Raw genomic sequence first — 14,916 nt, 5'->3', positions numbered from 1 at the left:
CGATCCGCCCCGCACGCGGAGGTGATGCCGGGTGGTCGGCGGGGTCGGCCGTCCAGGGTGGTCAGGCCGGAATCGCGGATGGCGCCGGTGGCCGTTCCGAGAATGCGCAACCAACCGGGTATGCGGGCCGCCGCCACGAAAGGCGCGAGCCGCCGCCACGAAAGGCGCGAGCCCGCGTTAACCTCCCGGCGCGGCCACCGCGTTCACCTGGCGGGAGGTACGCATGTCCGACAGCCCGCACCCGCCGCCACCGGAGGGCTTCGCCGAGTTCGTGGCGGCCCGGTCCGGCGCCCTGCTGCGCTCGGCCTGGCTGCTGACCGGAGACGCCGGCCGGGCGGAGGACCTGCTCCAGACCGTGCTCGCGGTCGCCTGGCGGCGCTGGCCCGGCATCGTCCACGGCGGGCATCCCGAGGCGTACCTGCGGCGGGCGCTCTTCACCACGTACGCCTCCTGGTGGCGGCGGCGGTGGCGGGGCGAGGTGCCGGCCGCCACGACGCCGGAGACGTACGGGGCCGGCGACGTGGCCGGCGAGTCGGCCGACCGGGACGCGGTGCGCCGCGCGCTGGCCCGGCTCAGCCGCCAGCAGCGGGCGATCGTGGTGCTGCGGTACGTCGAGGACCTGTCCGTGGAGCGGACCGCGCAGGTGCTGGGCTGCTCGGGCAACACGGTCAAGGTGCAGTCCTCGCGCGCCCTGCGCAGCCTGCGCGCCGACCCGGACCTGCGGTTGTTCACCGATCGGGAGGTCGTGCCATGAGTTCTGACGACTCCGACGTCCGGCGGCTGCTCGCCGACGCCGTACCGCCGCTGGCGGCCCCGCCGGACCGGTTGGCGGCGGTCGGCTCCCGGGTCCGCCGGCGCCGGCGGCGGCTGGCCGCCGGCTCGGCGGCGGCTCTGGTCCTGGCGGTGGGGCTGACGGTCGGGGTGCCGCAGCTCGTCGCCGGCGACCGGGGCGGTCCCCGGCCGTCGCCGGCCGCCACCGACGGGCCGGTCGACGAGGCCGCCTGCCCCGACGACATCGGCCGGCGGCCCGGGCTGGAGTCGGTGCGCTACGGCGACGACGTGCCACTGGTGCCGGCGGGCGCGGTGGAGGTCACCGCCTGCCAGGTGCCGGTCGGCGGCGGGCCGCGGGCGGCGGACCGCGTCGGCCCCCGGGTGCTCACCACCGGGGTCGACGAGATCGTCGGGCTGCTCAACGCGATGCCACCGACGCAGACCGGGCCGGACGGGCGGCCCCGGGTGGCCGACCCGACCGACCCGGGGCTGCGGTGCACCCCGGTGGCCCGGTACGAGGAGACCGCCTACGTGCTGCGCTACCCCGACCGGGCGCCGGTGACCGTGTGGACCGACGACAACTGCGCGGTCGCGGTCACCGACAGCCACGGGCGGGGGCTGGACCGCCGGCTGTTCGGCGCGTTCCTGGACCGGTACCGGGCGCAACTCGCCGCGGCCACCGACCCGGCCACCGTCGCCACCCCTGCCTGCCCGACGAGCATGCCGGTCGACCGGGTCCGGCTGACCCCCTCGAACCCCGGGCCGCCCGACCGGATCGCGGTCAACCAGGCCGGGCCCGACACCGTCCTGATGACCCCGCTGGTCGCGTTGGCCGCCTGCCGGTACGAGGTGGACGGCGGGAACGCCCGGCTGGTGCGCCGGGAGACCCGGCGCGACGGGGCGGACGCGCTCCGGCCGGTGCTCAACGCGGCCTTCGCCCGGTCGGTGCCGGCCAGCGACTGCGGCGACTGGCCGGGCTACCCGCCGCCGACCGCGTTCGACACCGTGACCGTGGCGGACGCGACCGGCGCCACCGCCGAGTTCTGGGTCCGGCACACGCCCTGCCGCAGCGCCGTCCGCGCGCACCACCGGGGCAGCGAGCCCACGCCGGAGCTGCTCGCCGCCCTCACCCGGTTGCTCGGGCCGCCACCGGGCTGACCTGCCGACGGCGGCGCCGGGTGGGGACCCGACGCCGCCGGGCCGGTCAGACGTACGGCCGGGTGGCGTACGCGGCCCGCAGCGCGGCCAGCCCCGCCGGCTTCGGCACCAGCGTGCCCCAGCCGGAGTTGAAGTAGTTGGTGCACACGATCCGGGGCCCCCGCTCGGCGTTGAGCTGGGCGATCGCGGCCGGCACGGTGGCGATCCAGGCCGCCTGGTCCGGGACTTCCGCCACCCGTACGCCCCACTCGGCGATGATCACCGGCCGGGAGAGCGCGACCGGGCCGAGGTCGGCCACCGCCCAGTCCTTCGTCCGGCGGAACCGGGCCAGCGCGGTGTGCGTGGGGCTGGTGGCGTAGGCGTTCCACTGGAGGAAGTCGAGTTTCGCCATCAGCGCCTCGGGGTGGGTGCGTTGGTAGGAGCCCCGGTCGAAGCCGCCCAGCCCCACCGAGAAGGTGGTCCCGGCGGGAAGCTGCCGCGCCTTGAACCAGTCCACGATGTACGTCATCGCCTGCACCGCCCGGGCGTCCGACTGGGCCCAGGTGTAGCTGACGCCCGCCTCGGTGGTGCCGAACTCGTGGTCGGTGTCCAGTTCGGAGGCGAGCTGGATGTTCACTCCGAACCCCATGGTCCGGTACTGGGACAGGGCACGGGCGAGCAGCCCGTCGCAGTGCCCGGCGAGGACCTGGCTGTAGCCGTACGCCCGGGGCCAGGTCGTGCCGGGCCGCTGCTGGATGGTCATCGCGGGCGCCGGGACGGTGTAGGTGACGCCGTCCACGGTGAAGGTCTGCGGCCCGGCGTTGGGCGCGCCGTAGTGCTTCAGCTCCAGCACCATGTTCATCCGCACCCCGGCCTTGCCGAGCGTGACCAGCCACGGTCGCTGGTAGCCGGGGAAGGTGTAGCCGTCGGCGAGGCTGCGGTACTGGGTCAGCGAGCGGAAGTTCCCGCCGGCCATGTCGGCCGTCGGGTCGGCGCCGCCGGAGAGGTAGTAGCCGCCCAGCACCGGCGCGGCGATCGTGTAGTCGGCGGTGGCGGTGGCGGTGCGCCCGCCGTTGTCGCGGACCGTGACGGTGACCCGGGGCATCACGCCACCGCCCGGTAGACGGCCACCGAGCCGTTGTCCGACAGCCGGGTCCAGGTGCGGCCGGAGTCGTCGGTGACGGTGACGGTGAGCGGGTCGATGACGGCGGTGACCTTGACCGGGGCGCTGCTGTTGCCCTGCGCGTCGGTGACCACGATCGTGACGGTCACCGGCTTCGTGTCGGCGTCGCCGTAGGTGACCGTCAGGGTCATCTGGTCGCCGGGCGAGTAGGTCGAGGCGTTCAGGGATGCGGTCGCGGTGGGAGCGGCCATTGCCGGCTCCTCTCGTGCTCGGTCGCCGGACCGGCTCCGGCGCGTGGCCACGGCCGGTCCGGCTGCGGAGGGATCGGGGGCGGGCGACGACCGGCCGCCGGGCACGCGTCGGCGCGGCCGGGGACCGGTCCGGGGGTACGACTCGCCGACCGCGCTCGGCTCGGGGTCGCCGCGCGCGGCCCGACGGCCGCCGGAGTGGTGACGTCGGTGTCGGTGAGGCGGCACCGGCCCTGGCGCCCGGGACGGTGGCTGCCGGAGCGCGGCCTCGCGGTGCGCGGGCCGGTCGGCGCTGCGTTACGCCGGGGGCCGTCGCGGGGCCGGCTCGGTGGTGGCGGCGTCGGCGGGGACGGTGCTGCCCCCGCCGGACCCGAGGAATGGGATGTGGCCCGCCATCCTTACGCCTCTCACCTGCTACAACAGTGCGACGCCGAGGTGGCCGGCGTCCTGTCCGCTACCCGACCGCCGTTTCGTCAGCCAGCCGACTGCGGTCGGCGGGGAACTGTGCGGTGCGTGTCGTCGCCGACCGGGACGGGCGTTGCCGGTTCGCCGCGCGGCGGGTTCGCCGCGCTGCCGACTCGCCGCGCGGCGGGTTTGCCGCGCTGCCGGTCCGCCGCGCGGCGTCCGGGCCGCGGCGTCCGGGGCGCGGCGTCCGGGGCGCGGCGTCCGGGGCGCTCGGGCGACACGGCCGGCCCCCCGCCCCGGCGTCAGTAGGCCAGCTCCACCGGCCGGCCGAGCACCCGGGCGCCGTTGTTGCCGAGCCAGCCCTCGGCCGCAGCCGCGTGCTGGCTGAAGGTGTGGATGTCCCGGAACCGCCGCTGGAGCGGGGACGAGTCCCGGGCCGCCCCGCCGCCGGCCGCCCGGTAGCAGGTGTCGACCGCGGCGGCGGCCCGCTCGGTCACCCACGGCAGGGCGGCGGAGATCCGGGGATGCAGCCCGGGGATCGCCGCCGGATCCGTGGCGCACGCCGCCCAGAGTTCGTCGGCCAGGTCCCGCAGCAACGCCCGCGCCGCCCGTACGTCGAGGTCGGCGCGGCCGAGCTGGAGGCGGAAGGCGGGCGAGTCGGCCAGCGACTGCCGGGCGTAGAGGCGCTGCCGGCCGCCGTCGAGCAGCGCGACCATGTCGTCCAGCGCGCCCTGCGCGATGCCGACCGCCACCGCGCCGAGGTGCAGGACGAAGTGGACCAGCGGTGCCACGAAGCCCGGCCCCGGCACACAGGGCGCGCCGGTGAACAGGTCGAAGCTCTCCTCCGCCGGGCAGAACGCGGAGGTCACCTCGACGTCGTGGCTGCCGGTGCCGCGCAGGCCCAGCGCGTGCCACGTGTCGTGCACCGTGAACCGGGAGGCCGGGAAGAGCATCGAACGCACCTCCGGCGGCGTCCCCGCCGGCCCGGGCAGCGGCTCGCCGTCCCCGGTCAGCACGCAGTTGCCGAAGATCCAGTCGGCGTGCCGCGCACCGCTCGCGTACGCCCACCGGCCGGTGACCTGGAAGCCGCCGTCGGCCAGCTCGGCCCGCCCCTGCGGGGCGAAGCCGCCCGCGACGACCACGTCCGGCCCGTCGGCGTAGAGCTTGTCGAACCGGTCGCGCGGCAGCATCGCCAACAGGTGCGGCGTCTCCGCGCCGATCATCACCGTCCACCCCGTCGAGCCGTCCGCCCGCGCCAGCGTCTCCAGCACCCGCAGCCCCGTGCGCAGGTCCGCCTCGTACCCGCCGTGGCTGCGGGGGACGAACATCCGGAAGCAGCCGGCCGCCCGGAGCGCGTCGAGCAGGTCGGCGGGGAGTGCCCGTGCCGCCTCGATCTCCCCGGCCCGCCGGGACACCTCCGGGACCAGCGCGTCCACCGCCCCGACCAGCCGATCCCGGTGCCGCTGCTCCATGGTTCCTCCTCGCGTCGTGGCCCACCCACCACGATGGACCCGTCGGCGACCCGGGGGCCAGGGACACCGGCACCGGATGCCCGGGACATCCCGCGCCGCGCGACGTCCACCCGGCCGGGACGAACCGGCCCGCATTCCAGGCGACTGTCGCCGGACCGACATTCGCACTGGAACGTCGGGGGATCACCAACCGGCCCCGCGACTGCCAGGATTCTCGGCATGTCGGTCCAGCAGCCCCCGCCCGCGGCGACCCACGGCGACCGCCGGCACCCGGTCGCCGCCTGGCTCGTCCTCGTCGGCTGTGCGCTGCTGTTCGTCGCCACCGCCGTCTGCTGGGTGCTCGCCCGCCGGCCCTGGGGACTGTCCCAGCTCTACTTCCTGGTCGACTTCACCGACTGCGCCGTCTACGGCGTGGTCGCCTGGCTGATCCTGCTGCGCCGGGGGCACCCGGTCGCCTGGCTGCTCGCCGCCACCGGGCTCGGCGGCGGGTTCGCCGCGCTCAGCGCCCAGTACGTCGACCTGCTCGGGGTGCACCCCGGGCTGCCCGACCCGGTGCTGCTCACCTCGGCCCGGCACTGGGCCTGGGCGCCGGGGATGCTCTCGCTGATCGTGGTGCTGCCCTGGCTGGTCCGGGAGGGCCGGCTGCCGCGGCCGGCCCGGGCGGCGGTACTGGCCGGCGCCGTGGTCGTCGCCGGCTACGTGTTGTTCCAGCTCACCTGGCCCGGGCCGGGCGCGAGCGGGTCGGGCGCGCCGCTGCCGATCGCCAGCGTCGGGTGGGCGGAGTTCGTCGAGCGGGTGCAGCCGGCCCTGCTGGTGGCCGTCCCCGCGCTCGGGCTGCTCACCGCCGCCGGGGTCGCCGCCCGCCGTCGCCGGGGCGCGCCCGCCGAGCGCGTCGGGCTGGGCTGGCTGGCCGTCGGCACGCTGCTGCTCGCCCTGAGCTTCGCGCCGGTGGCCCTCCCGGAGGGCTGGGCCCGGCCGGTGCCCGACGAGGCGCCCCCCGTCGCGATGCTCGCCTCGCAGGCGTTCTTCCCGGCCGCCGTGCTGGCGGTGGTGCTCCGGCAGCGGCTGTGGGGCATCGAGATCGCCGTCCGCCGCACCCTGGTCTGGTTCCTCATGACGTTTCTGCTGGTCGCCGCGTACGTGCTGGGGGTGTCGGTGCTGGACGCGCTGCTGCCGGCCACCCCGGCGGTGCCCGGGGCGCTCGTCACGGCGCTGGTCGCGATCGGCGTGCAGCCGGGCCGGATCCGGGTGCAGCGCCGGGTGGACCAGCTGATCCACGGCGCGGCGGCCGAGCCGCTGCGCGTGGTGCGCCGCGTCGGGCACCGGATCAGCGCGACCGGGGACGCGGCCGACGTGCTCACCGAGGTGGCGCGCAGCCTGACCGACCTGTTGCGCCTCGGCGCCTGCGCCATCGAGGTGGACGGGCCCGAGGGCTGTTCCGCGCGGGCCGAGTCGGCCGGGCCGCCCGGCGCGCCGCTGGTGCTGCCGCTGCGCCGGGGGGAGCGCGAGGTGGGCCGGCTCACCGCGTGGGCCCGGGCGGGGGAGCGGCTGGACGGGCGCACCCGGGCTGCGCTGCTCGACCTGGTGCCGCTGGTCTCCTCCGCGGCGAGCCTCGCCGCGACCAGCGGCGCGCTGGCCGCGTCCCGGGCCCGGCTGGCCGAGGCCCGCGACTCCGAGCGGCGCAAGTTGCGCCGGGACCTGCACGACGGCCTCGGGCCGGCGCTGGCCGGGGTGGCGCTCGGCGTGCAGGCCGCCCGGAACCTGCTCGCCGTCGACCCGGACGCGGCCGGCCGGCTGCTGGACCGGCTGCGCGACGAGATGGACCAGAGCGTCGAGCAGGTCCGCGACCTCGCCCGGAATCTGCTGCCGCCGGTGCTGGGCGAGCGGGGCCTGGTGCCGGCCGTGCACGAGCTGGCCCGGCGGTACGACGGCGCGCCGCTCCTGGTCGAGGTCGACGCGGCCCCGCTGCCGCTGCCCGAGCCGGTGGCCACCGCCGTGTACGGCATCGTGGCCGAGGCGCTGCGCAACGCGCACCGGCACGCCGCCGCCCGGACCTGCCGCATCGCGCTGACCGTGGACGAGGCGGGCCTCACGCTCACCGTCGCCGACGACGGGGCCGGGATCCCGCCCGGGGCGCCGCCCGGCGTCGGCATGCTGTCGATGCGCGAGCGGGCCGAGGGGGTGGGCGGGACGTGCGCGGTCGGTCCGGGGCCGGCCGGGGGCACCCTGGTCACCGTCCGAGTGCCCGCCAACCGGTGCGCCGTGCCCACCCGCGCCCCGGCGGAGCGGCCCCCGGACCGCGCGCCGTGGCCGCTGGAGGGCGTGGGCACCGCCGGCACGAGTCCGACGAGCCCACCGCACGCCGCGGTGTCGTCGCGCGAGGTGGTGGTGTCGACGCCCGACGGCCCGTCGTCGCCGGGCCCCGGCGACCGGACGGCCGTCGACCTGGCTGCGGGCCGGACGGTGGGGGTGGCGTCGTGACCGGGACGGATGGTGGGGGTGGCCCGGCTGTGGGCCGGACGGTGGGGGTGGCCTGGTGACCGGGCCGGACGGTGGGGGTGGCCTGGTGACCGGGCCGGACGGTGGGGGTGGCCTGGTGATCGGGCCGGACGGCGGGGTGATCCGGGTCGCGGTGGTGGACGACCATCCGGTCTTCCGCCTCGGCATGACCGCGCTGCTCGCGAGCACCGCCGGCCTGCGGGTGGTCGGCGAGGCCGCTGACGCCGACGAGGCCCTGCGGGTGGCCGACACCCTGCGCCCGGACGTCATGGTCATGGACCTGCACCTGGGCGGCCGGTCCGGGGTGGAGGCGACCCGGGAGATCGTCGGGCGGCACCCCGGGATCGGGGTGCTCGTGGTCACCATGCTGGACGACGACGACTCCGTCTTCGCGGCGCTGCGCGCCGGCGCCCGCGGCTACCTGCTCAAGGGGGCCGCGCCGGGGGAGGTGGAACGGGCGGTCCGGGCGGTGGCCAACGGCGAGGTGCTGCTCGGCCCGGCGGTCGCCGCCCGGGCGGTGGGCTTCCTGGCCGGCGCCCGGGCGGCCGGCCCGGTGCCGTTTCCCGAGCTGACCGACCGGGAGCGCGAGGTGCTCGACCTCGTCGCCCAGGGACTGAGCAACGTGGTGATCGCGCGGCGGTTGACGCTCAGCCCGAAGACCGTCCGCAACCACCTGTCCAACGTGCTCACGAAGCTCCAGGTCGCCGACCGGGGCCAGGCGATCCAGCGCGCCCGGCAGGCCGGCCTCGGCCAGCTCTGAGTTCCGCCGAAGCCGGCGGCGTACGCGTCGCGCAGGGCCGGTCAGCCGAACTCCATCGCCTCCGTGCTCCGGATCGGGCCGACCGGGTCGCCGTCGAGCAGGTGTCCGGCGACGTCGAGGCAGAGGTGCCAGCCCGCAGCGGCTCCCTATGCTCGGGGTCATGGAACTGCGGATCTTCACCGAACCCCAGCAGGGCGCGACCTACGACGACCTGCTCGCCGTGGCCCGCTGCGCGGAGGACGCCGGCTACGGTGCCTTCTTCCGCTCCGACCACTACCTGAAGATGGGCTCGGTGAGCGGCGACCCCGGCCCGACGGACGCGTGGACCACGCTCGCCGGACTGGCCCGGGACACCCGGCGGATCCGGCTGGGCACGCTGATGACCGCCGCCACCTTCCGGCTGCCCGGCCCGCTGGCCATCACGGTGGCGCAGGTCGACCAGATGAGCGGCGGACGGGTCGAGCTGGGCATCGGCACCGGCTGGTACGCCGAGGAGCACACCGCGTACGGGATCCCCTTCCCGTCGCTCGGGGAGCGCTTCGACCGGCTGGAGGAGCAGCTCGCCGTCATCACCGGGCTCTGGGCGACGCCGCCGGGCAAGACGTTCGACTTCGCCGGGACGTACTACCCGGTCAGCGACTCGCCGGCCCTGCCGAAGCCGGTGCAGGACCCGCGCCCGCCGATCCTGCTCGGCGGCATGGGCCCGAAGCGGACGCCCCGCCTGGCCGCCCGCTACGCCGACGAGTTCAACCTGCCGTTCGCCTCGGTCGAGGACTCGGCCGCCCAGTTCGGGCGGGTCCGGGACGCCTGCGCGGAGGCGGGCCGGGACCCGGCCGAGCTGTGCTGGTCCAACGCGCTGGTGCTCTGCTGCGGCCGGGACGACGCCGAGGTGGCCCGGCGGGCGGCTGCCATCGGCCGGGAGCCCGACGAGCTGCGCGCCAACGGCCTGGCCGGCACCCCCGCCGAGGTCGTCGACAAGATCGGCCGGTACGCGGAGATCGGCAGCGAGCGGCTCTACCTCCAGGTGCTCGACCTGGCCGACCTGGACCACCTGGAGCTGGTCGCGGCCGAGGTGATGCCCCAGCTCTGAGCCGCGCGGCGGTCCGGGTAGCCGTCCGGCGACCGTCAGGCCCGCGCGGCCGGCCGCCCGGCCCGGGGCGCCGGCCCGGGGTGGGGCACCGGGTGCGGCGCGGGCGGGGGCGCGGGCGTCGGTCGGGGCCCGGGCGTCGTGCCCACCGGGTCCGCCCCGGCCGGCGGCGCCCCCGACGGGGCCGGCCCGGTGCCGGTCGGGTCGATCTCCTCCTCGAAGGGGAACACGTCGGCGCGCGGGGCGGGATCGCGGTAGCTGCTCATCGGCGTAGGGTTCCCCGACGACGGCGGTGGTAACCGTCGCCGGGAGGCGGTCACCCGTCCACGGGCGACGCACCCCGACGACCACGGCCACGGGCAGGGGGATCGACGTGGAACTCGACGGCGCCGGGGCGGCCCGGACGGACGGCCCGCCGCGCCCCCGGGGCGACGCCGCCCCGCCCGGCGGCACGACCGGGGCGGTGCCGGGCGCCAACTGGGCGGGCAACGTCCGCTACGCCGCCCGCCGGCGCCACCGGCCGTCGTCCCTCGACGAGCTGCGCCGGCTGGTGGCGGGCAGCGACCACGTCCGGGCCGTCGGCACCGGGCACTCCTTCAACCGGCTGGGGGACACCGCCGGCGACCTGGTCTCGCTGGCCGGGATGCCCGCGACCGTCGCGCTGGACCCGGACCGCCGGACCGTCACCGTGCCGGCCGCCATGCGGTACGGAAACCTCGCCGCCCGGCTGCACGAGCGGGGGTACGCCCTGGCCAACCTCGCCTCCCTGCCGCACATCTCGGTGGGTGGGGCGGTGGCCACCGGCACCCACGGCTCGGGCGAGACGGTCGGCAACATGGCCACGTTCGTCGCCGGGCTGGAGTTGGTGACGGCCGACGGCGACCTGCTGACCGTCGACCGGGCGGCGGACGGGGACACGTTCGCCGGGATGGTCGTCTCGCTCGGCGCGCTGGGCGTGGTTACCCGGCTCACCCTCGACGTGGTACCCGCGTACGACCTGCGCCAGTACGTCCGCCTCGGCCTGCCCCCGGAGGCGCTGGACGCGGCGTTCGCCTCGGCGTACAGCGTCAGCGTCTTCACCGACTTCCGGGGGCCGCGGCTGCGGGAGGTGTGGCTGAAGCAGCGCGCGGACGCCGCCCCGCCGACGGTGGACTGGCTGGGCACGACGGCGGCCGACGCGCCGCGACATCCGGTGCCCGGCATGCCGGCGGAGCACTGCACCCCGCAGCTCGGCGTGCCCGGGCCGTGGCACGAGCGGCTGCCGCACTTCCGGCTCGGGTTCACCCCGAGCAGCGGCGACGAACTCCAGTCGGAGTACCACGTGCCGCGCGGCGCGGGGGCGGCCGTGCTGGCCGCGTTGGCGCCGGTCGCGCACCTGATCGCGCCGGTGCTCCAGGTCTGCGAGCTGCGAGCGGTGGCGGCCGACGGGCTCTGGCTCAGCCCGAACCACGGGCGGGACAGCCTCGCCGTGCACTTCACCTGGATCGCCGACCCGGCGGCGGTGTTGCCGGTGGTGACGGCGGTGGAGGAGCGGCTCGCGCCGTTCGCGCCGCGCCCGCACTGGGGCAAGGTCTTCGGGCTCGCCCCGGCGGCGGTCGCCGCGGCCTGGCCCCGGTACGCCGACTTCCTCGACCTGGTGCGCCGGCTCGACCCGGCCGGCACGTTCCGCACCGACCTGCTGGACCGCTACCTCCCCCGGGACTAGCGTCCCCGACGCCGTCGGTACAGGCCCCGGACAACGTTGGTCAGGCATCGACGCCCCCGGTCAGCCCTCAAATGCCTGCGCCAGGAGGATGGCGAGGCGCTCGGCCACGCCGGGGGCGTGCAGGTGGAGCCGAGCCACGTTCACCGCGTCCTCGCCGACCACCGCGAGCAGCGCCTGGCTGCTGACGGCGTAGACGCTCAGGTAACCGCCGGCGTTGCGGACGGTGGACTGGCGGAACGACCCCTGCCCGAGGCTCAGGCCGACCTGCCGCCCCAGCCCGAACGTGCTCGCGGCGAGCGCGGCCAAGTCGTCCGGCCGGCTGCCCTCGGGCATGTTGTGGGTGATGAGGAGTCCGTCCACGCCGCCCAGGACGCACCCGTTCACACCGGGGATCTGGAGCCGGAGTTCCGAGAGTTCGGTGTCGATCGCCCGGTACGGAAGAGAGCGGCTGCCGGCCAACGATTCCGGGAGGGGCTCCGCCGGCGGCAGCGTGCTGGTCTGCCGGACGCGGCGGGGAAGCGCTGTGTCGTGCGTTCCGGAGACGCTCACAACTCCAGGTGCTCCTCGACGCTTCGAAGCTGGTGGCGGGCGAGCGCCAGGTTGGCCCGGCTCTTGCTGAGCATCAGGTAGAGGAAGAGTCCCTTACCGCTGCGGCTGGTGACCGGTCGGATGATGTGGTACTGCGAGCCGAGCGTGATGAGGATGTCCTCGATCTCCTCGTCGAGGTTGAGCATTTCTATTGTGCGCATCTTCGCGCGGACGACGTCGGTGTTGCCGGCGGCGGCGATGGTCAGGTCCAGCTCGGCTGTACCTCCTGCCACGCCCAGCGTCATCCCGCTGGTGTAGTCCACCACCGCGGCACCGATCGCGCCCTCGATCTGCATCGCGCTCTTGAGCGAGACGTCAAGGTTCGCCACGAAACTCCCCCAGAGTCATAGAAAAGGCGTTCCCCGCACCGTGGGTGTCGTGGTGGACACGGGTTGGGCGATGCCTGCACAACAATGGTGAGAGGTTTGCATACTGGCTGGTCGGACCCATCGGGAGGACTCCCCGACCACCTGACCAGACAGCCGGGCCACGGTTGCGGAGCGGAAATGTGCCGGCCCAGTGGATGGAGCCCCAGCCTTCGGTCTGTTAGCGGGCCGGCGCTTCCTCCGGTCAGCCGCCGGGTCGGCCGGCCATCTGCTCGCGCAGGCTGCCGCGCTGCACCGCCCGGCTGATGTCGCTCGGCGAGACGATCCCGACCAGCCGGCCGTCGGTCACCACCAGCGCCCGCCCGTCGGCGCACTCGCTGAGCCGGGGCAGCAGGTCGTTGAGCGGCTCCTCCGGCCGCGCCAGCACCAGCTCGTCGGCGCGGCAGGCCACCTCGGCCAGCGTGGTGGTGGCCCGGCGGTCCGCCGGGATGCCGCGGACCCGGTCGAGGGTGACCAGGCCGACAGGCCGGTCGTCCTCGGTCAGCGGCAGCGCCGTGTGCCGGTACGCGAAGAGGTAGTGGTCGACGAAGTCGGCCACGGTCATCTGTCCCGACGCGGTCTGCGGCTGCGGCGTCATCACGTCGGCCACGTGTATCCCCCGCAGCGCGCTGCCCATCCGGGCCTGCCGCTCCTCCATGCCGGCGGCGCCGATCAGGAACCAGCCGATCAGGGCCAGCCACAGCCCGCCGAAGCCGACCCCGGCCAGGAACTGCCACAGCCCCAGGCCGATCAGCAGCGCGCCGAGCACCCAGCCGGCCCGGGCGGCGACGACCGACGCCTTCGTCCGGTCGCCGGTCGCCTTCCAGACCGCCGCGCGCAGCAGCCGCCCGCCGTCCAGGGGGGCGGCGGGGAGCACGTTGAAGACCGCCAGCAGCACGTTGATGCCGGCCAGCCACGCCAGCGCGCCGAGCGGCAGCCCGTCGACCCCGGCCAGGGAGAGCACCACCGCGATCGCGCCGAAGAAGAACCCGATCAGGAGGCTCACCAGCGGGCCGACGCCGGAGATGCGCAGCTCCGCACCCGGGTTGGGTGCCTCGCCGCGCAGCTCGGCCACCCCGCCGAAGAGCCACAGCGTGATGCTGCCGACCTGCAGCCCGTTGCGCTTGGCGACGATCGCGTGGGAGACCTCGTGGGCGAGCAGGCCGAGGAAGAAGACGACCGCCGCGGCGAGCCCCGCGAGGACGTACGCGATCACGGGCCGGTCCGGGTACGCCCGGGGGAACTGGTTGGCCGACAGCGCCCAGGCGATCAGCACGAAGATGACCAGGACGCTCCAGTTGACCCCGACCGGCACGCCCGCGATCCGGCCGAGCCGGAAACTCGCCCTCATGCCTGGGGACTACCCCCGGAAAGTGCTTCCATGCGTTGAAAGAGCAGGTCGAAGCCCTGGTGATGATTGACGAATGTTCAATTTACATATATCTATCTTATGGACGTCGCAAGTCTCTTGATCACCGCCACGGCCGGTGGCCGGGACACGCAGAGGAGCCCCCGTGAACCCACGTACCTTCCGTCGCGCCACCCTCTCGCTGGGCATCGCGGCCACCACCCTGGCCGCAGCGGTCGCCACCCCTGCGTATGCCCGGCCCGACCATTCCGCACCCGCACCCGCATCCGTGCCGGCGACCGTCGCCGCCAGCCCCGTGTTCACCGTGATGGACGGCGTGGCCCGTCAGGTGGCGGACGCCCTCGCCGATCGGGCCATCATGGGTGGGCTGAGCGCCTCCGCCGCGAACGGCCCCGTTGACCTGCTCGCCGTCAACCTGAGCGGACGACTCGCCGGCGACCTGCGCTCGGCCAACCAGCGGCTGTTGATCGCCAAGGGCCTGCCAGCCGGCACCGGCTCGCTGTTGCGGTTGCGGCTGGCCCACCCGGACATGCGTGCGGCACTGGCACGCGGCGAGGCGCCGCTGGTCGCCGCCACCCCAACCGACGACTCGGCGACGAGCGTGACCGCGTACGACCGCTCCGGCGGCACGGTGGTGCTGGACGCCGTCCGGGTGCCGCAGCGGCCGGTGCTGCTGGTCGACGTGGACACCGAGCGGGCGCTTTCCGCTGGTTTGACCGTGATGCGCGAGGAACTGGGCGCGTGGGGCATCCGCCAGGCGGCTCCGGTGCCGCCTGCGTCCCGTGCCTCGGGCGGTGAGGTGACCGCCGCAGCCGGTTACTGGGCCACCAAGGTTGATGCCGTCCGGCTCGGCGACGACAAGGAGCCGTGGATCAAGGGCGGTGCCGAGATCTACAACATCGTGGCCGGGTTCGGGCTGGACGGCAAGGTCAAGGTCGACCTGGTGCAGATGCCGTACCTGGACCACGACGGCACCACGTACTACCCGAACCAACTGCTGGTGCACTTCTCGTCGTACAAGTACAACCTGGCCGACGTGGTCATGATGGAGGACGACGGGGACACCAACTACTCCGCACTGGTCAAGGCGATCGCCGGCGCGCTGCTGGTGATCGTGGACGGCGGCGCGTACACCCCGCTGGTCAACGCAATTCTGGACGCCATTCCGACGTCCTGGTACACCGATGACCCGGACTTCGTGGATGCCTGGTACACCCTGTCCACCGCCAGCAGCGGCCGGAAGTACGGCGCGGCCGGCAACGGCTGGATGGACGTCACCGGATACTGGGTGCAGGAACTCTGACAGTGAGGATGTAGGAGCGGGTGACCCGGCTTCCCCGGGTCGCCCGCCGCCCGTCCGGGACACGGGCGGAAGGCTCCCGCATCA

The 14,916-nt window shown here is 75.4% G+C and carries 14 protein-coding genes; 7 read left to right on the top strand and 7 right to left on the bottom strand.

The features are described 5' to 3' along the window. Positions 1–223: 223 nt before the first annotated feature. Both AB0G14_RS07385 and AB0G14_RS07380 read left to right on the top strand, forming a co-directional pair. Positions 224–754, top strand: a complete 531-nt coding sequence (locus tag AB0G14_RS07385; RefSeq protein WP_357694681.1) for a SigE family RNA polymerase sigma factor — start codon at positions 224–226, stop codon at positions 752–754. Then, a complete protein-coding gene (locus tag AB0G14_RS07380) occupies positions 751–1,929 on the top strand; it encodes a hypothetical protein (RefSeq protein ID WP_357694680.1) in 1,179 nt (392 codons plus the stop codon). Before AB0G14_RS07385 ends, AB0G14_RS07380 begins: the two co-directional genes overlap by 4 nt. 46 nt (positions 1,930–1,975) lie before the next feature. On the opposite strand, the gene AB0G14_RS07375 is transcribed toward AB0G14_RS07380, so the two are convergent. The 3 genes from AB0G14_RS07375 to AB0G14_RS07365 all read right to left on the bottom strand — a co-directional run bounded on the left by AB0G14_RS07375 (position 1,976) and on the right by AB0G14_RS07365 (position 5,156). Then, complete coding sequence (locus AB0G14_RS07375) at positions 1,976–3,013, bottom strand: hypothetical protein (RefSeq protein ID WP_357694678.1); 1,038 nt, start codon at positions 3,011–3,013, stop codon at positions 1,976–1,978. Further along, positions 3,013–3,282: a hypothetical protein gene (locus tag AB0G14_RS07370; protein WP_350686327.1), complete on the bottom strand. Its 270-nt coding sequence runs from the start codon at positions 3,280–3,282 to the stop codon at positions 3,013–3,015. The genes AB0G14_RS07375 and AB0G14_RS07370 overlap by 1 nt, the downstream gene beginning before the upstream one ends. Positions 3,283–3,986: 704 nt before the next feature. Beyond that, the gene (locus AB0G14_RS07365; RefSeq protein ID WP_357694676.1) at positions 3,987–5,156 is read right to left on the bottom strand and encodes an acyl-CoA dehydrogenase family protein; all 1,170 of its coding nucleotides are present in this window, start codon (positions 5,154–5,156) and stop codon (positions 3,987–3,989) included. A 219-nt stretch (positions 5,157–5,375) separates the two neighbouring features. Between AB0G14_RS07365 and AB0G14_RS07360 the strand changes: the two genes are divergently transcribed. From AB0G14_RS07360 to AB0G14_RS07350, 3 genes are all read left to right on the top strand, one after another. Beyond that, the gene (locus AB0G14_RS07360; RefSeq protein ID WP_357694674.1) at positions 5,376–7,637 is read left to right on the top strand and encodes a sensor histidine kinase; all 2,262 of its coding nucleotides are present in this window, start codon (positions 5,376–5,378) and stop codon (positions 7,635–7,637) included. A 55-nt stretch (positions 7,638–7,692) separates the two neighbouring features. Beyond that, positions 7,693–8,415: a response regulator transcription factor gene (locus AB0G14_RS07355; RefSeq protein WP_357694672.1), complete on the top strand. Its 723-nt coding sequence runs from the start codon at positions 7,693–7,695 to the stop codon at positions 8,413–8,415. A 160-nt stretch (positions 8,416–8,575) separates the two neighbouring features. Continuing rightward, positions 8,576–9,505, top strand: a complete 930-nt coding sequence (locus AB0G14_RS07350) for an LLM class F420-dependent oxidoreductase (RefSeq protein ID WP_357694670.1) — start codon at positions 8,576–8,578, stop codon at positions 9,503–9,505. A gap of 35 nt (positions 9,506–9,540) precedes the next feature. Here the strand turns inward: AB0G14_RS07350 and AB0G14_RS07345 are convergent, their stop codons facing one another. Continuing rightward, positions 9,541–9,768 carry a hypothetical protein gene (locus tag AB0G14_RS07345; protein ID WP_357694668.1) on the bottom strand — a complete coding sequence of 76 codons (228 nt, stop codon included), beginning with the start codon at positions 9,766–9,768 and terminating at the stop codon, positions 9,541–9,543. A gap of 197 nt (positions 9,769–9,965) precedes the next feature. On the opposite strand from AB0G14_RS07345, the gene AB0G14_RS07340 reads away from it, so the two are divergent. After that, positions 9,966–11,207, top strand: a complete 1,242-nt coding sequence (locus tag AB0G14_RS07340; RefSeq protein ID WP_357694716.1) for an FAD-binding protein — start codon at positions 9,966–9,968, stop codon at positions 11,205–11,207. Between the two features lie 60 nt (positions 11,208–11,267). On the opposite strand, the gene AB0G14_RS07335 is transcribed toward AB0G14_RS07340, so the two are convergent. The 3 genes from AB0G14_RS07335 to AB0G14_RS07325 all read right to left on the bottom strand — a co-directional run bounded on the left by AB0G14_RS07335 (position 11,268) and on the right by AB0G14_RS07325 (position 13,511). Next, positions 11,268–11,756 carry a roadblock/LC7 domain-containing protein gene (locus AB0G14_RS07335; RefSeq protein ID WP_357694666.1) on the bottom strand — a complete coding sequence of 163 codons (489 nt, stop codon included), beginning with the start codon at positions 11,754–11,756 and terminating at the stop codon, positions 11,268–11,270. Then, complete coding sequence (locus tag AB0G14_RS07330; protein WP_357694664.1) at positions 11,753–12,124, bottom strand: hypothetical protein; 372 nt, start codon at positions 12,122–12,124, stop codon at positions 11,753–11,755. The genes AB0G14_RS07335 and AB0G14_RS07330 overlap by 4 nt, the downstream gene beginning before the upstream one ends. Positions 12,125–12,365: 241 nt before the next feature. Further along, on the bottom strand, positions 12,366–13,511 hold the full coding sequence (locus AB0G14_RS07325; protein ID WP_357694662.1) for a site-2 protease family protein: 1,146 nt from the start codon (positions 13,509–13,511) through the stop codon (positions 12,366–12,368). Positions 13,512–13,674: 163 nt separating this feature from the next. Between AB0G14_RS07325 and AB0G14_RS07320 the strand changes: the two genes are divergently transcribed. Beyond that, entirely contained in the window at positions 13,675–14,832 is a 1,158-nt protein-coding gene (locus AB0G14_RS07320) for a DUF3103 family protein (RefSeq protein WP_357694660.1), read from the top strand. Positions 14,833–14,916 lie beyond the last annotated feature (84 nt).

The sequence above is a fragment of the Micromonospora sp. NPDC023814 genome (genome assembly GCF_040639595.1).
Taxonomy (GTDB): Bacteria; Actinomycetota; Actinomycetes; order Mycobacteriales; family Micromonosporaceae; genus Micromonospora.
Note: the sequence above shows the minus strand (reverse complement) of the source record. Positions and strands in the feature narration are given on the sequence as shown.